Origin of the sequence: uncultured Maribacter sp. (assembly GCF_963975365.1) — a bacterium.
In the GTDB taxonomy this organism is placed as follows: domain Bacteria; phylum Bacteroidota; class Bacteroidia; order Flavobacteriales; family Flavobacteriaceae; genus Maribacter.
Genome location: NZ_CAXBGF010000025.1, coordinates 1 through 19,556, shown reverse-complemented (window position 1 = coordinate 19,556; position 19,556 = coordinate 1). Strand labels below are relative to the sequence as shown.

Sequence of the window (19,556 nt, the reverse complement as noted above, 5' to 3'; positions counted from 1 at the left end):
CCAATTAGAAAAAACGAGGTGATACCAATCTTTGAAAAGATTTAACCAATTCATATCTCAAAAGTACCTCAAATGATCCATCGTTAAATTGTGTCCCCCCTAAATCTGTAGTTTCTCTATCATAAGCCAAACCAATCATAAACTGATTCGAGATTTGAAAACCTGCCATAGCACTTAGCGCAGCGTCCCATCGGTAAGCTGCGCCGAATGTAAATTTTTCATTAAACATAAAGTTTGCTGAAAAATCAACCTGTAATGGTGCTCCACCAACAACTTTGGTCAACAAAGCGGGTTTGAATTTCATATTCCCGTTTAAATCGAAAACATAACCCGTAATTAAATAAAAATTTATTCTTTCCTTGGAAAGAAATTGAACACTGTTGGCATTTCTTTGAGAATTATCAAAATGTTCTGTTTGTAAAAGATTTGGGGCAGAAAGACCGGCATAAAATCTTTCAGCATGATAATATAAACCAACTCCCATATTTGGTGAGAATCTATTTTCAATATTATCGGCAGTTACAGTTTCCATATCAAAATTACGCAACTTTGTAAAATCTAGATTTAACAGATTACCACCAGCTTTTAAACCAAATGATAATTTCCCTTCCGCCGATACATCAATAGTATATGAGATTACTGCATCAAAATATGTCTCCTGTACTGCTCCATTACCAATTTCGTCATTCACAATAGAAACACCATAACCTAATTTGCTATTTCTAATTGGAGATTGAATGTTTAACGTTTGTGTTTTGGGGGCACCTTCTAAACCAACCCATTGCGATCTATATAATGCTCCAATACTTAATTGTCCTCTGGATCCGGCATATGCTGGGTTGACACTCATGGTATTAAACATATACTGTGTATACTGAGCATCTTGCTGTGCAACTGCGGTTCCACAAATAAGCAATAAACCACCTAGTAGAATTATAACCTTATTTCTAATATTCATATTTTACAAACTATTATCTACTTATATAAAGGTATTCACTATCTACTATTTTCTCACCCTCTAAAGTGGTGTAGTCAAATATATAGAAATATATTCCAGCAGGTAGATAATCGTTGACACCTAAAGTCGACCTACCTCTTGACCTACCGTCAAATACATTATTTTGATTATTATAATTTTCGCCTTCATAAACAGTAACTCCCCATCTGTTAAAGATTTTTAATGTACTGCTACGAATTTGATCTACACCTCTTATAAACAAGAATTCATTTCTACCATCACCATTTGGTGTAACCATCTGATTTACTTCAATTACAAACTCTTCTGGGAGATTAGGATTATCATTAGTTACTGTTATATCAACCGAAGCCGCATCGCAATTGACCATTTTATCACAAACCGTGTAATTTAAACTATCTGACCCCTCAAAGCCGTCATTCGGAGTGTAAGTAATTGTGTCGTCGGATATATCGTCAGGTGTTCCTCCATTATTAATTGTTATGGTTCCGTTCGATGGTTCTGTCAATGTCATTATACCATCGCTTGGGATTCCAAAATCATTATCTAAAATATCTACATCTATTGGTGTATCTATAGGTGTTGTTACAACATCATCTATAACATCCAACGCAACTGGCTCCCCTACCATAATGGTAATTGTTGCCGTATCACAATTACCCAGTGAATCGCAAACCGTATAATCGACACTTTCAGTCCCTTCGAAGCTATCGTTTGGAGTATAAGTAATTGTGTCGTCCAAAATATCCTCAGGTGTTCCACCATTATTAATTGTTATGGTTCCGTTAATTGGTTCTGTCAACGTCAATGTACCATCGCTAGGAATTCCAAAATCATTATCCAAAATGGCAATATCAATTTGTGTATCTATAGGTGTTGTTACAACATCATCATTTACATCTAAATCTTCAATATTACCATTGTCTGGATCAAGATAGTCTGGAGTTCCGTCATTGTCCGTATCGTCGTTGGTTGGATCACTATCATTATCGGCATCCTCGTCTGGGGTATCGATACCGTCACCGTCATCGTCAAGATCTCTGTAGTTAACGTCCTCGGCACCATCGGTATCAGGAAGGTCGTTGGCAGGGTCGTCGATTTCATCGTTTACATCGAAGCCATCGTTAACATCAGAACCTTCATAACCATCATCTAGTCCATCGTTGTCCGTATCGATTCCAGTATAGTTCTGATCAGGAATACCGTCATAGTTGAAATCGTTGCCCTCGTTATTATCAGGAACCGAATCATTGTCACTGTCATCGTCAAGGTAATCGACATTGTCGGTACCATCGATGTTCACTGGTATAAGTCCTATTGGGTATGCACTATTGACTCCATCATTCACAGCATAGGTTGCAGCATCATCTTCGTTCGGAGCTATATAACCCAAAGTAGTTTGGGCTTCAACATTATCAGGAATACCGTCATTGTCACTGTCAATATCAAGGTGGTTTGGCTTGCCATCATTATCAGTGTCCGTAGGGTCAGTCAATGGGTCATTGTCTCCATCAATATTCGGGTCTTCTGTAGTATCCAAAATACCATCATTATCATCATCATGGTCGGCAGTGTCAGTCACACCATCTCCATCGGTATCAGGACCTTGGTCTGGATCAAGATAATCAGGAGTTCCGTCATTGTCCGTATCGTCGTTGGTTGGATCACCATCATTATCGGCATCCTCGTCTGGGGTATCGATGCCATCACCGTCATCGTCAAGATCTCTGTAGTTAACGTCCTCGGTACCATCGGTATCAGGAAGGTCGTTGGCAGGGTCGTCGATTTCATCGTTTACATCGAAGCCATCGTTAACATCAGAACCTTCATAACCATCATCTAGTCCATCGTTGTCCGTATCGATTCCAGTATAGTTCTGATCAGGAATACCGTCATAGTTGAAATCGTTGCCCTCGTTATTATCAGGAACCGAATCATTGTCACTGTCATCGTCAAGGTAATCGACATTGTCGGTACCATCGATGTTCACTGGTATAAGTCCTATTGGGTATGCACTATTGACTCCATCATTCACAGCATAGGTTGCAGCATCATCTTCGTTCGGAGCTATATAACCCAAAGTAGTTTGGGCTTCAACATTATCAGGAATACCGTCATTGTCACTGTCAATATCAAGGTGGTTTGGCTTGCCATCATTATCAGTGTCCGTAGGGTCAGTCAATGGGTCATTGTCTCCATCAATATTCGGGTCTTCTGTAGTATCCAAAATACCATCATTATCATCATCATGGTCGGCAGTGTCAGTCACACCATCTCCATCGGTATCAGGACCTTGGTCTGGATCAAGATAATCAGGAGTTCCGTCATTGTCCGTATCGTCGTTGGTTGGATCACCATCATTATCGGCATCCTCGTCTGGGGTATCGATGCCATCACCGTCATCGTCAAGATCTCTGTAGTTAACGTCCTCGGTACCATCGGTATCAGGAAGGTCGTTGGCAGGGTCGTCGATTTCATCGTTTACATCGAAGCCATCGTTAACATCAGAACCTTCATAACCATCATCTAGTCCATCGTTGTCCGTATCGATTCCAGTATAGTTCTGATCAGGAATACCGTCATAGTTGAAATCGTTGCCCTCGTTATTATCGAGTACAAAATCATCATCACTGTCATAATCTAAATAATCAGGTTTATTTGGTCGTGGTGTACCATCAGTATTTACAGGTTCTAATCCACCTAAATATGCACTGTTCACACCATGGTTTATTGCATAGGTCCCCGCATCATCTTCGTTCGGTGCTTTATAACCCGAAGTAGTCTGTGCCTCCACGTTATCTGGTATTCCATCATTATCGCTATCGATATCTAGGTGGTCCGATTTTCCATCTCCATCCCTGTCATAAAAGGCAAAACCCTCTCCAGCTCCTGGCAAGCTTTCATAAATATCATCTAAACCATTTCCATCAGAATCTATTTCAGATTTAGGTTTATAGTTATGGAAATTTTGTCCTTCCAAATTATCTAAGAGACCATCGTTATCCGAATCTAAATCTAAATAATCAGGTATCCCATCACCATCTGTATCTGAAGAATTTGTTGTATGGTTATTATCACCATCTAAATTCTTATCCTCTTTAGAATCTATTATTCCATCACCATCATCATCAATATCAATTGAATCTATAACCCCATCGCCATCTGTATCTATAGTATTCAGACTCGATAAATCGGATTCTAAATGATTAATTGTAGTAAAAGAAAACGTTAAAAATAGTGCTGCCAAAAGGGCATAGCCTTTGAACGAAAAAAAATAACGTAAAGTCAAAGTAATTTTACCCATAAGTGTTTAGTGTTTTACTAATCACCATGGCACGGTAGTATAAGATTCTTATAAGAAAGTGGGGCTATCTTAATAAAAACTATGCTAAGATATATTATAAAATATTGAACTCAAATGGTTTTTCGTTCAACCATCAAATTCACAAGACAAATAGCTTAATTATTGGTTCAATTACTAATAATTGGCAAAATTCATATTCTATCTACGTTGATATTGAATTAAAAGACTATTCAAAATAATTTATCTACTAGGAAAATTTTGAAACCAATATCAAAAAAACAAAGCTCCATTCTTATAAAATAAACTACGCATTTTGGATTTTCATTAATTAAACTTAACAACTAAGAATCCATTTTATCTTACTTTTGCACAAATATTCTACATGACTTTTAAGCAAGAAATAGCGCGAAGAAGAACCTTTGGCATAATATCTCACCCTGATGCCGGAAAAACTACATTAACCGAGAAATTGTTACTTTTTGGAGGTGCAATTCAGGAAGCTGGAGCCGTTAAAAACAATAAAATAAAAAAAACGGCTACAAGTGACTTTATGGAGATTGAGAGACAGAGAGGTATATCTGTAGCTACTTCTGTACTTGCATTTATTTATAAGAATAAAAAAATAAATATTCTAGATACGCCTGGGCATAAAGATTTTGCAGAAGATACTTTTAGAACACTAACTGCAGTTGATAGTGTTATTGTAGTTATAGATGTAGCTAAAGGTGTCGAAGAACAGACTGTTAAATTGGTAGAGGTCTGTAGAATGCGAAAAATTCCTATGTTGGTGTTCATCAATAAAATGGATAGAGAAGGTCAAGACGCCTTTGACCTTTTAGATGAGTTAGAACAAAAACTTGGTCTTTCAGTTACACCATTAAGTTTCCCTATTGGTATGGGGTATGATTTTAAGGGTATTTACAACATATTTGAAAAAAATATCAACCTTTTTAGTGGTGACAGTAAGAAGAACATAGAACAAACCATTGCTTTTGATGATGTAACCAATCCTGAATTGGATAAAATAATAGGCAGCAAGGCAGCAACTGAATTGAGAGACAATCTAGAATTGGTTTGGGGTGTCTATCCAGAATTCAACAAAGAACTATATTTAAAAGGTGACCAACAACCTGTTTTCTTTGGATCTGCATTGAACAATTTTGGAGTTAGAGAACTGTTAGATTGTTTTATACAAATTGCCCCTACCCCACGCTCCAAAAATGCAGAAGAACGTTTGGTAGAAGCTAGTGAAAAAGACATGACTGGCTTTGTATTTAAGATTCATGCGAACATGGATCCAAAACATCGAGATCGTTTAGCATTTATAAAAATTGTATCAGGAACTTTTGAGCGTAACAAACCTTATCTACATGTACGTCAAGGAAAAAATCTAAAATTCTCTAGTCCGAATGCATTTTTTGCCGAAAAGAAAGAAATCGTTGATATTTCATATCCTGGTGACATTGTAGGCCTACACGATACTGGCAACTTTAAAATCGGTGATACTCTTACCGAAGGAGAAATTTTACATTATAAAGGCATACCAAGTTTCTCGCCTGAACACTTTAGGTATATCAATAATGCAGACCCAATGAAATCGAAACAGCTGAACAAAGGTATTGACCAGTTAATGGATGAGGGTGTTGCACAATTATTTACTTTAGAATTAAATGGCAGAAAGGTTATCGGTACTGTAGGTGCCTTGCAATTTGAGGTTATACAATATAGACTTGAACATGAATATGGAGCGAAGTGTAGTTATGAAAATTTCAACGTTTATAAAGCTTGTTGGGTAGGTAACGAAAATAGAAAAACCGAGGAATTCAAAGAATTTGAACGCGTTAAACAAAAATTCTTAGCGAAAGATAAAAGAGGACAATTAGTGTTTTTGGCAGATTCTCAATTCTCACTACAAATGACTCAACAAAAATATCCTTCAGTAAAACTTCATTTTACTTCTGAGTTTGAATAAAAAAAGCCCAACTTTTAAAAGTTGGGCTTTTTTTAAGCTTCTCCTGTAGGACCAAAATTCATTGGAATGGAGGGTTGCTCATAATCCTTTATTGCACCATGCGCTTTCTCAAAACGTTGAACATTATCGTTCAGTGCTTTCAAAAATTTCTTAGCGTGTTGTGGAGTCAAAATTATCCTACTCTTCACTTTTGCTTTCGGGGCACCAGGCATCATACTTATAAAATCAACTACAAATTCAGAAACTGAATGATTAATTATAGCAAGATTAGAATAAATTCCCTCCGCTATTTTTTCATCCAATTCAATGTTAATTTGCTTTTGATTCGGATTTTTATTGTCACTCATATTATATCAATTAAAAAAATAACCCTCAAATAAAATTTGAGGGTTATAATAATATTAAAATCTTAAGGCCTCTTTTCTGGCCATTATCTCATCATATTCTTCTTTGGACCCAACGATAATGTTATCATAGTCTCTCATACCGGTACCAGCCGGAATCTTATGACCAACAATTACATTCTCTTTAAGACCTTCTAATGTATCAATTTTACCACTTACAGCAGCTTCGTTCAACACTTTTGTCGTTTCTTGGAACGATGCAGCAGAAATAAATGACTTCGTCTGTAAAGATGCTCGTGTAATACCCTGTAATATTGGGGTCGCAGTTGCAGATACCGCATCACGTGCATCTACTAAAGCTTTATCACCACGTCTCAATAAAGAATTTTCATCTCTAAGTTCACGAGGAGTAACAATTTGTCCTGGTTTAAGATTATCAGAATCACCGGCTTCCATCACTACTTTCTTTCCGAAAATATCATCATTCTCTTTAATGAAATCATCTTTATGAATGAGTTGATTTTCTAAGAAGATAGTATCCCCTGGATCCTGAATTCTTACCTTTCTCATCATTTGCCTTACAACAACTTCAAAATGCTTATCATTAATCTTAACACCTTGTAATCGATACACTTCTTGAACCTCATTTACTAAGTACTGTTGTACAGCCGATGGGCCTTTAATGGATAAGATATCTTCTGGAGTAATTGAACCATCAGATAAAGGCATTCCTGCCCTAACATAATCGTTCTCTTGAACTAGAATCTGGTTAGAAAGTTTTACAAGATATTTTTTCACTTCACCTAACTTAGATTCAATGATAATTTCTCTATTACCTCTCTTAATTTTACCAAAAGAAACTACACCATCAATCTCAGACACAACTGCCGGGTTAGAAGGATTTCTAGCCTCGAATAATTCGGTAACTCTTGGAAGACCACCAGTAATATCACCCGCTTTCGCAGATTTACGTGGTATTTTCACCAAAATTTTACCTTCCTTAATCTTATCACCATCATCTACCATGATGTGCGAACCAACAGGTAAGTTATAAGAACGTAATGTTTCACCTTTTGAATCTTGAATTAATAAAGTTGGAATCAACTTTTTGTTTCTAGATTCTGAAATTACTTTTTCTTGGAAACCAGTTTGCTCATCAATTTCAACTTGGTAAGTTACACCTTGTTCAATATTTTCATAAGCAATTTTACCTGGGAATTCAGAAACAATAACACCGTTATATGGATCCCAAGAACAGATTACATCTCCCTTTGTAACCTTAGCTCCGTTCTCTACAAATAATTGGGAACCATAAGGAATATTATTCGTACTTAAGGTAATTCCTGTTTTAGCATCTACTACCTTAATTTCACTTGTTCTTGAAATAACAATCTCAGCAGTTTTACCATCTGATCCTTCACCTGAAACAGTTCTTAAATCTTCAATTTCAGCAACACCTGAGAATTTAACCTCTAATTTGTTATCTTCTGAAATGTTACCTGCAATACCACCCACGTGGAATGTTCTTAATGTAAGTTGCGTACCTGGTTCACCAATTGACTGAGCAGCTACAACACCAACAGCTTCACCTCTTTGTACCATTTTATTGGTAGAAAGGTTTCTTCCGTAACATTTAGCACATATTCCTTTTTCAGCCTCACATGTAAGAGCAGAACGAACTTCTACTTTTTCAATTGGAGAAGCTTCAATCTTCTTCACATCAGCTTCCATTATCTGTTGACCTGAAGTAAGAATTAATTCTTCTGTCATTGGGTTATAAACATCATGTAACGCCACACGACCTAATATTCTTTCCCCAAGACTTTCAACAATCTCTTCATTCTTCTTAAGCGCCTGTACTTCTACTCCTCTTAGTGTTTCACAATCTTCTGTATTAATTATTACATCTTGAGAAACATCAACCAATCTTCTAGTTAAGTAACCTGCATCTGCCGTTTTTAAGGCAGTATCCGCAAGTCCTTTACGAGCACCGTGTGTTGAAATAAAGTACTCCAAAATGGATAAACCTTCCTTAAAGTTAGAAAGGATAGGGTTTTCTATAATTTCCCCACCACCTGCAGTAGACTTTTTAGGCTTAGCCATTAAACCACGCATACCTGTTAACTGACGAATTTGTTCTTTAGAACCCCTTGCACCAGAATCAAGCATCATATATACCGAGTTGAAACCCTGTTGATCCTCACGTATACGCTTCATTGCCAATTCAGTCAACTGTGCGTTCGTAGAAGTCCAAACATCAATTACTTGATTATAACGTTCATTGTTTGTAATAAGACCCATGTTATAATTGGCCTTAATCCCATCAACTTGTACGTTAGCTTCAGCAATCATCTCATGCTTTTCCTGTGGAATAATAATATCTCCTAAACTAAAGGATAATCCGCCTTTAAAAGCGAAATCATAACCCATTGTTTTAATCTTATCCAAGAAGTCAGCAGTGGTAGGCACATCGGTTACACTTAATATACCACCAATAATATCACGAAGTGATTTCTTGTTCAATACATCGTTAATGTAACCAGCAGCTTCAGGCACTTCCATGTTAAACAATACCCTTCCAACTGTAGTTGGAATAATTTTGTAAACTAATTCTCCTTCTTCATTAAAATCTTTTGCTCGTACTTTTATACCAGCATTCAAATCAACCATTCCTTCATTGAAAGCTATTTCTACCTCCTCATATGAATAAAATGTAATTCCTTCACCTTTAACAATTAGTTCTGGAGTTGATTTTCTTTCTTTGGTCATATAATACAGACCCAAAACCATATCCTGAGAAGGTACAGTAATCGGTGAACCGTTGGCAGGGTTCAAAATATTATGAGAGGCCAACATTAATAATTGGCATTCTAGAATTGCTTCTGGTCCTAAAGGAAGGTGAACCGCCATCTGGTCACCATCAAAATCCGCGTTAAATGCAGTACATACTAATGGGTGTAAACGTATTGCCTTACCTTCAATTAGTTTTGGCTGGAACGCTTGAATACCCAAACGGTGTAATGTAGGAGCTCTGTTCAACATTACAGGATGTCCTTTCAAAACATTCTCTAAAATATCCCAAACAACAGGCTCTTTTTTATCTATTATTTTCTTAGCAGATTTTACCGTTTTAACAATACCTCTTTCTATCAATTTTCTGATTACAAAAGGCTTGTACAATTCAGCTGCCATGTCTTTTGGAAGTCCACATTCGAACAACCTCATTTCTGGTCCTACAACAATAACAGAACGTGCTGAATAATCTACACGCTTTCCTAATAAGTTTTGACGGAAACGACCTTGTTTACCTTTCAATGAATCAGAAAGTGATTTCAATGGCCTATTTGATTCAGTCTTAACAGCGGATGCTTTTCTTGTATTATCAAATAAAGAATCTACAGCTTCTTGAAGCATACGTTTTTCATTACGTAAAATTACTTCTGGAGCTTTTATTTCTACTAATCTCTTAAGACGGTTATTTCTAATAATCACCCTTCTGTAAAGATCATTTAAATCTGATGTTGCAAAACGACCACCATCTAAAGGAACTAACGGACGTAATTCTGGTGGTATAACCGGAATTACCTTCATAATCATCCACTCTGGTTCGTTTTCTCTATTCTCTTGAGATTCTCTAAGAGCTTCAACTACCTGTAAACGCTTTAAAGCTTCAGTTTTACGTTGCTTTGAAGTTTCAGTATTTGCTTTATGCCTTAGTTCAAAGGAAAGCTCTTTTAGATTAATTCTTCCCAATAAGTCAATTAAGCATTCTGCTCCCATCTTAGCGATGAACTTATTTGGATCAGAATCCTCTAGATATTGATTTTCTTGAGGTATAGTTTCTAAAATATTCAAGTATTCTTCTTCAGTTAAGAAATCCATTTTTTGAATTTCCTCCCCTTCAGGACCTTTAGCTACACCTGGTTGTATTACTACATAACGTTCGTAGTAAATAATCATATCCAATTTTTTGGATGGTAAGCCCAATAGGTATCCAATCTTGTTAGGCAAAGAACGGAAATACCAAATATGGGCAACCGGTACAACCAAATTAATATGACCTACACGATCTCTTCTTACTTTTTTCTCAGTAACCTCTACACCACAACGGTCACAAACGATACCTCGGTAACGTATACGTTTATATTTACCACAAGCACATTCATAATCCTTTACAGGACCAAAAATTCGCTCACAGAACAAACCATCACGTTCTGGCTTGTGAGTTCTATAGTTTATTGTTTCCGGCTTTAAAACTTCTCCTCTAGATTCTGCCAAAATTGATTCTGGTGAAGCTAATCCTATTGAAATTTTATCGAACCTTTTTACTGGGTTATTATCTTTTATTCTTGCCATAATAGCGTGCTGATAATGTTTTAATTTGTTTTACTTAATAGTCTTCAATATTAACTATTGAACTATTCCTCAAGTCTAATATCCAAACCTAATCCTTTAAGTTCGTGCATTAAAACGTTGAAAGATTCTGGTAAACCAGGCTCTGGCATAGTCTCACCTTTAACGATAGATTCATAAGTTTTAGCCCTTCCAATAACATCATCAGATTTGACCGTTAAAATCTCACGTAAAGTTGCCGATGCACCATATGCTTCAAGTGCCCAAACTTCCATCTCTCCAAAACGTTGACCACCAAATTGAGCTTTACCACCCAATGGTTGTTGTGTAATTAAAGAATATGGTCCTATTGAACGAGCGTGCATCTTATCATCTACCATGTGACCAAGTTTCAACATATAAATTACACCAACAGTAGCTGGTTGATCAAAACGCTGTCCTGTTCCACCATCAAATAAGTATGTATGTCCAAATCTTGGAATACCTGCTTCATCCGTATAGGCATTAATTTGATCTAAAGTTGCACCATCAAAAATTGGCGTTGCGAATTTTTTACCTAATTTAAGACCTGCCCAACCTAATACAGTTTCATAAATCTGCCCAATGTTCATACGAGATGGTACACCTAATGGATTTAACACAATATCTACAGGAGTTCCATCTGCCAAGAACGGCATATCTTCATGACGTACTATTCTAGAAACAATACCCTTGTTTCCGTGTCTACCGGCCATTTTATCACCAACTTTAAGTTTACGCTTTTTAGCTACATAAACTTTAGCAAGTTTCATTATACCAGCTGGCAATTCATCTCCTACTGAGATTGTAAACTTATCTCTTCTCAAGTTACCTTGTAAATCGTTAAGTTTAATTTTATAGTTGTGAAGTAAATCAGCAACCAATGTATTTGTGTCGTTATCTGTAGTCCAACTTCCGCCTACCAAGTGTGCGAAATCATCAACAGAATTTAACATTTTCATGGTATATTTTTTACCTTTAGGTAAAACTTCTTCTCCTAAATCATTAAGTACACCTTGCGAAGTCTTACCATTAACTATAGTGAATAATTTTTCAACAAGTACATCTTTTAATTCTTGGAACTTAACTTCGTATTCCAATTCAAGTTTAGAAAGCTCTTCTTTATCTTCAGAACGCTTTCTCTTATCCTTAACAGATCTAGAGAACAATTTCTTCTCAATTACAACACCCCTTAAAGAAGGTGAAGCTTTTAAAGATGCATCCTTAACATCACCAGCTTTGTCACCAAAAATGGCACGTAATAATTTTTCTTCAGGTGTAGGATCAGATTCACCTTTTGGTGTAATCTTACCAATAAGAATATCACCTGGTTTAACCTCGGCACCAATTCTAATCATACCATTCTCATCAAGGTCTTTAGTTGCCTCTTCAGAAACGTTTGGTATATCATGGGTAAGCTCTTCTGCACCTAATTTTGTATCTCTTACTTCCAAAGAATACTCATCAACATGAATAGATGTGAAAATATCTTCACGAACAACTTTTTCAGAAATTACGATTGCATCCTCAAAGTTATATCCTTTCCATGGCATAAATGCCACTGTTAAGTTTCTACCTAATGCCAATTCACCTTTCTCAGTTGCATAACCTTCACATAATACCTGTCCTTTTTTAACTCTATCCCCTTTTTGTACAATTGGTTTTAAGTTAATATTCGTTCCTTGGTTGGTTTTTCTAAATTTAACTAAGAAATAAGTTTTCTCGTCTTCCTCGAAACTAATTAATCTCTCTTCATCAGTCCTATCATACTTGATGGTAACCTTTTGAGCATCTACATACTCAACAACCCCATCTCCTTCAGCATTTATCAATACTCTTGAGTCTGAAGCAACTTGACGTTCCAAGCCAGTACCAACAATTGGTGATTGTGGTTTCAATAAAGGTACAGCCTGACGCATCATGTTAGAACCCATCAATGCTCTGTTCGCATCATCATGTTCCAAGAATGGAATTAATGAAGCAGAAATAGAAGCTATTTGGTTCGGAGCAACATCAGTATATTGAATATCAGATGGATTTACCACGGGGAAATCACCTTCTTCTCTAGCAATAACTTTTTCAGCACTTATTTTACCATTTTCATCCATTGGAATGTTTGCTTGCGCAATCTTCATTCCTTCCTCCTCTTCAGCACTTAGGTAAGTAAAATTATTGATATCCACAACTGAATCAGCAACCTTTCTATACGGTGTTTCCAAGAAGCCCATAGGATTCACTTTTGCAAAAACAGAAAGTGAAGAAATAAGTCCAATATTCGGACCCTCTGGAGTTTCAATAGGACATAAACGACCATAATGTGTATAGTGAACATCACGAACTTCGAAACCAGCACGCTCTCTAGAAAGACCACCTGGACCTAGAGCCGAAAGTCTTCTTTTGTGCGTAATCTCTGCCAATGGATTCGTTTGATCCATAAACTGAGATAATTGATTTGTACCAAAGAAAGAATTTATGACAGAAGACAATGTCTTCGCATTAATCAAATCTATAGGTGTAAATACCTCATTATCACGAACATTCATACGCTCACGTATTGTTCTTGCCATACGAGCTAAACCAACACCGAACTGCGATGACAATTGTTCACCTACTGTTCTAACACGACGGTTAGAAAGGTGATCAATATCATCAATCTCTGCTTTTGAGTTTATTAACTCAATCAAATATTTTATAATCGTTATGATATCTTCTTTAGTCAAGACTTGCTTGTCCATTCCAATATCCAACTGTAATTTTTTATTCATTCTGTAACGACCAACTTCACCTAAGTTGTATCGTTGATCAGAAAAGAATAATTTATCAATTATTCCACGAGCCGTTTCCTCATCTGGCGGCTCAGCATTACGTAATTGACGGTAGATATGCTCAACTGCTTCCTTTTCAGAATTCGTTGGATCCTTTTGCAAGGTATTATGAATAATAGCGTAATCTGATTGCGCGTTATTCTCCTTATGCAAAAGAATTGTTTTTACATCAGCATCTATAATTTCATTGATATGCTCTTTTTCAAGAATAGTATCACGGTCAAGAACTATTTCATTACGTTCAATAGAAACAACCTCACCTGTATCTTCATCCACAAAATCCTCATGCCAGGTATTCAATACCCTTGCAGCCAATTTTCGACCTAGTACTTTCTTAAGTCCGGCATTAGAAACCTTAACCTCTTCAGAAAGGTCAAATATCTCTAATATATCTTTATCACGTTCAAAACCAATTGCTCTGAACAAAGTAGTAACCGGTAATTTTTTCTTTCTATCGATATAAGCATACATTACGCCATTAATATCGGTAGCAAATTCAATCCAAGAACCTTTAAAAGGAATTACCCTTGCTGAATATAACTTTGTCCCATTTGCATGAAAAGACTGACCAAAGAAAACCCCTGGAGATCTATGCAACTGAGAAACCACAACTCTCTCGGCACCATTAATTACGAAAGTACCACTTGGAGTCATGTAAGGTATAGTACCCAAATACACATCTTGAACTATCGTCTCAAAATCCTCGTGTTCCGGATCTGTACAATACAACTTTAAACGTGCTTTTAACGGTACGCTATAGGTAAGACCACGCTCGATACATTCTTGGATAGAATATCGCGGTGGATCTATAAAATAATCTAAGAATTCCAATACGAACTGATTTCTAGTATCAGTTATTGGGAAATTTTCCATGAAGGTATTATAAAGACCTTCATTACCTCTTTCATCTGATTTAGTCTCTAGTTGAAAAAAGTCTTGAAAAGATTTAATCTGAATATCTAAGAAATCCGGATAATCCGGTGTATTTCTTGCGGAAGCAAAGCTTATTCTTTCAGTCTGATTTGTGAACATCTACGGACAGTGTTTTGATCGTGAGTACTAAATGGGTGGTACACCTCTAAATATACCTAATTCTATAAAAAGGCTTAGGTCTAACCGCAAAAAGCGAAAAGACCTAAACCAAAAATAATATGGTTGTTGCTATTATTTAAGCTCAACTTCTGCTCCAGCTTCTTCCAATGATTTTTTGATACCTTCTGCCTCATCTTTAGAAACAGCTTCTTTAACAGCTTTTGGTGCGCTATCAACAATATCCTTTGCATCCTTCAAACCTAAACCAGTTAATTCTTTAACCAATTTAACCACTGCTAATTTAGAAGCACCAGCTGCTTTCAAAATTACGTCAAATTCTGTTTTTTCTTCAGCTGCTTCACCAGCTTCAGCACCACCACCAACAGCTACTGCTACTGCTGCCGCTGCAGGCTCAATACCGTATTCATCTTTTAATATACCAGCTAACTCATTTACTTCTTTTACCGTAAGGTTAACTAATTGCTCTGCGAAATCTTTTAAATCTGCCATTTTCTATCGTTTAATAAAATTTTAAAATATACTTAGTTTATAGTGCGTACTTATCTTTCAGATAATGTTTTAAGGATACCAGCCAGTTTACCACCGCCAGATTTAAGTCCAGAAATAACATTTTTAGCAGGAGATTGTAATAATCCAATAACCTCGCCAATCATTTCTTCTTTAGACTTAATGCTTACTAATGCATCCAAGTTTTCATCACCTATGTAAACTGCTTCTTCAACAAAAGCTCCTTTTAATAAAGGTTTTTTAGATTTTTTTCTAAAATTCTTTATCAATTTCGCAGGACCATTGGCAACTTCCGAAAACATTAAAGAGGTATTCCCCTTCAATACTTCAGGTAATTCACCAAAATCTTTTTCAGAAGCATCCATTGCTTTAGAAAGCAATGTATTCTTAACTACAGCCAGTTTAATATTTGCCTTAAAACAAGCTCTTCTTAAATCAGAAGTTGTACCAGCATCTAAGCCAGAAATATCTGCCAAATAGATGGTTGTACTTTCTGCCAACTGCGTAGTCAAATCTTTTATAACCGTTGCTTTTTCCTCTCTTGTCATACTTATAATTTTTAACTAGCAGCTTGTTAAACTGATTTTGGATCTAATTGCAAACTTGGACTCATTGTGCTTGACATAAAAATACTTTTCATGTAAACACCTTTTGCCGCAGTTGGCTTCAATTTATTCAAAGTATCCAACAGCTCTTTAGTATTATCTGCTAATTTATCTGCAGAAAAAGAAGCTTTACCTATCGCAGCATGTACGATACCAGTTTTATCAACTTTAAAATCTATTTTACCTGCCTTTACTTCCGCAACAGCTTTAGCCACATCCATAGTTACAGTTCCTGTTTTTGGATTGGGCATTAAACCTCTTGGTCCTAATACACGACCTAAAGGACCTAATTTCCCCATAACGCTTGGCATAGTGATAATTACATCAACATCTGTCCAACCATTTTTAATTTTTTCCAAATACTCATCTAACCCAACATAATCAGCACCAGCTTCTTGCGCCTCTTCCTCTTTGTCTGGGGTTACCAAAGCTAAAACCTTAACATCTTTACCAGTTCCGTGAGGTAGTGTAACTACACCACGAACCATTTGATTTGCCTTTCTTGGATCCACACCCAAACGAACAGCTAAATCAACTGATGCATCAAATTTTGTATTGGTTATCTCTTTTATTAAAGCTGAAGCTTCCATTAGAGAGTATAATTTATCTTTCTCTATTTTGGAGTGCGCTTCCTTTTGCTTCTTAGTTAACTTTGCCATTTAATTACTTTTAAGATTTTAAAAAGGTTTCTTTCCTGCCACCTTCATACCCATAGAACGTGCAGTACCCGCTATCATACTCATAGCCGATTCTACCGTAAATGCGTTAAGGTCAACCATTTTATCTTCGGCTATTGCCTTGATTTGGTCCCAGGTAACACTACCTAATTTTACTCTGTTAGGTTCGCCAGATCCTTTCTTAATCTTAGCCGCTTCCAATAGCTGTATTGCCGCCGGTGGTGTTTTTACAACGAAGTCGAAAGACTTATCCTTGTAAACGGTGATAACAACCGGTAATATTTTACCTGGCTTATCCTGCGTACGAGCATTAAACTGCTTACAGAACTCCATAATGTTAACACCAGCAGCACCTAAGGCAGGTCCAACCGGTGGCGACGGATTCGCTGCACCTCCCTTAACTTGTAGTTTAACTACTTTACCTATTTCTTTTGCCATTGTTTAAAATTAAATTGAAAGTGTGTTTACGGAAGCAACACTACTTTAATATATGTATGTAACACTTATTCTTATACTTTTTCAACTTGCATGTAACTAAGCTCTAAAGGTGTCTTTCTACCGAAAATCTTCACCATTACCTCAAGCTTACGTTTTTCTTCGTTAATCTTCTCGACAGTCCCGTTAAAACCATTAAAAGGACCATCAATAACCTTAACTGTCTCACCAAATACAAATGGAATCGCAACACTATCAGTATTAACAGCAAGCTCATCTACTTTACCTAGCATCCTATTCACTTCATTCTTCCTCAAAGGAACTGGATCACCACCTTTAGTCTCCCCTAAAAAGCCTATAACATTAGTAATTGAACGGATAATGTGAACCATTTCACCTCCCAAGTTCGCTTTTATCATTATATAGCCAGGGAAATAAACTCTTTCTTTGTTTATCTTCTTGCCATTTCTAATCTGAACTACCTTTTCAGTAGGAACAAGAACATCTTCTAGATAGTCAGAAAAACCATGACGCTCTACCTCACTTTCAATGTATCCTTTGATTTTATTCTCTTGACCACTGACAGCCCTTACAACGTACCATTTTTTTTCTAATACTTCTGACATAGGACCTACTAGTTTAAAACAGTGTTAAAATATAATTTTATCACCTTACTAAAGACCGTATCCACACCCCAAGTTGCCAATGCAAAAAGGATAGAAAACACAGCTACAATAACCATCAAATTTGATGATTCTGCACGTGAAGGAAGAGTAACATTATTCCTTAACTCTTCAACGGATTCTTTTATATATGTGAACATCTATATTATGTTTTACAATTTCAACTAAAGGATATCTCTTCCAAATAATATTGTGCACGGGAGGAGAGACTCGAACTCCCGACACCTGGTTTTGGAGACCAGTGCTCTACCAACTGAGCTACACCCGTATGAATGGTGATATAAAAACCACCTATTCTTTTATTTGCATGTAAAGGTGTCCCGCTTGAGCAAGACACCCTTAAATACAATACTCTTTAGACTAAATTAATCTATAATCTTAGTTACCTGACCAGCACCTACAGTTCTACCACCTTCACGGATAGCGAAACGTAGACCTACGCTCAATGCGATTGGCTGAATCAACTCAACTGTAATAGTCAAGTTATCACCTGGCATAACCATTTCAACTCCTGCAGGAAGTGCAATGTTACCAGTAACGTCAGTAGTTCTTACATAGAACTGAGGACGGTAGTTATTATGAAATGGTGTGTGACGACCACCTTCTTCTTTTTTCAACACATAAACCTCAGCTTCAAATTTAGCATGCGGCTTAACAGAACCTGGTTTACAGATTACCATTCCACGGCTAATTTGCGACTTTTCAATACCTCTTAACAAGATACCTACATTATCACCAGCTTCACCTCTATCCAATATCTTACGGAACATCTCAACCCCAGTAATTGTAGAGTTTAATTTTTCAGCACCCATACCAATAATCTCAACAGGATCACCAGTGTTCGCAATACCCGTTTCTATACGACCGGTAGCAACAGTACCACGACCAGTAATAGTAAACACATCTTCAACAGGCATTAAGAAAGGCTTCTCAACATCTCTTACAGGCAATTCGATCCAGCTATCAACAGCTTCCATCAATTCCATTACCGTATCAACCCATTTTTGCTCACCGTTCAATGCACCTAATGCAGAACCAGCAATTACAGGTCCATTATCCCCATCATACTCATAAAAAGAAAGCAATTCTCTCACTTCCATTTCAACAAGCTCGATCAATTCCTCATCATCAACCATATCCACTTTATTCATGAATACAACCATTCTAGGAATACCAACCTGGCGACCTAAAAGGATATGCTCACGAGTTTGAGGCATAGGACCATCTGTAGCGGCAACAACTAAAATAGCACCATCCATTTGAGCAGCACCTGTAACCATGTTCTTTACATAATCCGCGTGACCAGGACAGTCTACGTGAGCGTAATGACGGTTCGCTGTAGAGTACTCTACGTGTGAAGTGTTAATAGTAATACCTCTTTCTTTTTCTTCAGGAGCGTTATCGATAGAATCGAAACTTCTCATTTCAGAAAGACCTGCATTTGCCAAAACAGTTGTAATAGCAGCAGTTAATGTAGTTTTACCGTGATCCACGTGTCCAATAGTACCTATATTTAAGTGCGGTTTGGAACGATCGAAAGTTTCCTTTGCCATGTTTAATGAATTTTAATCTTAGTTTATATTAGTGTACAAATTTATACCTTAATTGAGCCAATGACGAGAATTGAACTCGTGACCTCTTCCTTACCAAGGAAACGCTCTACCCCTGAGCTACACCGGCGTAAAGTGTCGAATCTAACTTCTCAGAATAGATTCCTGCCTTCGCAGGGATGACATTACTGTCAAATTATAGAGCGGGAGACCGGGTTCGAACCGGCGACATTCAGCTTGGAAGGCTGACGCTC

13 protein-coding genes and 2 tRNA genes are annotated in these 19,556 nt (G+C 36.8%); 1 reads left to right on the top strand and 14 read right to left on the bottom strand.

All coding sequences use genetic code 11. The features are described 5' to 3' along the window. Positions 1-4: 4 nt before the first annotated feature. Both AACZ49_RS17905 and AACZ49_RS17900 read right to left on the bottom strand, forming a co-directional pair. Positions 5-958: a type IX secretion system membrane protein PorP/SprF gene (locus AACZ49_RS17905; protein WP_339657563.1), complete on the bottom strand. Its 954-nt coding sequence runs from the start codon at positions 956-958 to the stop codon at positions 5-7. 13 nt (positions 959-971) lie between these two features. After that, positions 972-4,280, bottom strand: coding sequence for a gliding motility-associated C-terminal domain-containing protein (locus tag AACZ49_RS17900; RefSeq protein WP_339657561.1), 3,309 nt, complete (start codon positions 4,278-4,280; stop codon positions 972-974). 382 nt (positions 4,281-4,662) lie between these two features. Between AACZ49_RS17900 and AACZ49_RS17895 the strand changes: the two genes are divergently transcribed. Further along, the gene (locus tag AACZ49_RS17895; RefSeq protein WP_339657559.1) at positions 4,663-6,252 is read left to right on the top strand and encodes a peptide chain release factor 3; all 1,590 of its coding nucleotides are present in this window, start codon (positions 4,663-4,665) and stop codon (positions 6,250-6,252) included. Between the two features lie 32 nt (positions 6,253-6,284). On the opposite strand, the gene AACZ49_RS17890 is transcribed toward AACZ49_RS17895, so the two are convergent. The 12 genes from AACZ49_RS17890 to AACZ49_RS17835 all read right to left on the bottom strand — a co-directional run bounded on the left by AACZ49_RS17890 (position 6,285) and on the right by AACZ49_RS17835 (position 19,432). After that, entirely contained in the window at positions 6,285-6,599 is a 315-nt protein-coding gene (locus AACZ49_RS17890; RefSeq protein WP_339657557.1) for a DUF3467 domain-containing protein, read from the bottom strand. Between the two features lie 54 nt (positions 6,600-6,653). Next, the gene (rpoC, locus tag AACZ49_RS17885) at positions 6,654-10,952 is read right to left on the bottom strand and encodes a DNA-directed RNA polymerase subunit beta' (RefSeq protein WP_339657555.1); all 4,299 of its coding nucleotides are present in this window, start codon (positions 10,950-10,952) and stop codon (positions 6,654-6,656) included. A gap of 62 nt (positions 10,953-11,014) precedes the next feature. Beyond that, the gene (gene rpoB, locus AACZ49_RS17880) at positions 11,015-14,824 is read right to left on the bottom strand and encodes a DNA-directed RNA polymerase subunit beta (protein ID WP_339657553.1); all 3,810 of its coding nucleotides are present in this window, start codon (positions 14,822-14,824) and stop codon (positions 11,015-11,017) included. Between the two features lie 132 nt (positions 14,825-14,956). Continuing rightward, positions 14,957-15,334 carry a 50S ribosomal protein L7/L12 gene (gene rplL / locus AACZ49_RS17875; RefSeq protein WP_339657551.1) on the bottom strand — a complete coding sequence of 126 codons (378 nt, stop codon included), beginning with the start codon at positions 15,332-15,334 and terminating at the stop codon, positions 14,957-14,959. Positions 15,335-15,384: 50 nt separating this feature from the next. After that, positions 15,385-15,900, bottom strand: coding sequence for a 50S ribosomal protein L10 (gene rplJ, locus AACZ49_RS17870; protein ID WP_339657549.1), 516 nt, complete (start codon positions 15,898-15,900; stop codon positions 15,385-15,387). Positions 15,901-15,926: 26 nt separating this feature from the next. After that, positions 15,927-16,616, bottom strand: coding sequence for a 50S ribosomal protein L1 (gene rplA / locus AACZ49_RS17865; RefSeq protein ID WP_339657547.1), 690 nt, complete (start codon positions 16,614-16,616; stop codon positions 15,927-15,929). An 18-nt stretch (positions 16,617-16,634) separates the two neighbouring features. Continuing rightward, on the bottom strand, positions 16,635-17,072 hold the full coding sequence (gene rplK, locus AACZ49_RS17860) for a 50S ribosomal protein L11 (protein ID WP_027067854.1): 438 nt from the start codon (positions 17,070-17,072) through the stop codon (positions 16,635-16,637). A gap of 71 nt (positions 17,073-17,143) precedes the next feature. Then, complete coding sequence (gene nusG / locus AACZ49_RS17855) at positions 17,144-17,695, bottom strand: transcription termination/antitermination protein NusG (RefSeq protein ID WP_089262964.1); 552 nt, start codon at positions 17,693-17,695, stop codon at positions 17,144-17,146. Between the two features lie 8 nt (positions 17,696-17,703). After that, positions 17,704-17,892, bottom strand: coding sequence for a preprotein translocase subunit SecE (gene secE, locus AACZ49_RS17850; RefSeq protein ID WP_091627321.1), 189 nt, complete (start codon positions 17,890-17,892; stop codon positions 17,704-17,706). A gap of 55 nt (positions 17,893-17,947) precedes the next feature. Next, positions 17,948-18,020, bottom strand: a tRNA-Trp gene (locus tag AACZ49_RS17845). A gap of 97 nt (positions 18,021-18,117) precedes the next feature. Further along, positions 18,118-19,305: an elongation factor Tu gene (tuf, locus tag AACZ49_RS17840; protein ID WP_091627324.1), complete on the bottom strand. Its 1,188-nt coding sequence runs from the start codon at positions 19,303-19,305 to the stop codon at positions 18,118-18,120. A gap of 55 nt (positions 19,306-19,360) precedes the next feature. Further along, positions 19,361-19,432: transfer RNA gene (locus AACZ49_RS17835), tRNA-Thr, on the bottom strand. Positions 19,433-19,556 lie beyond the last annotated feature (124 nt).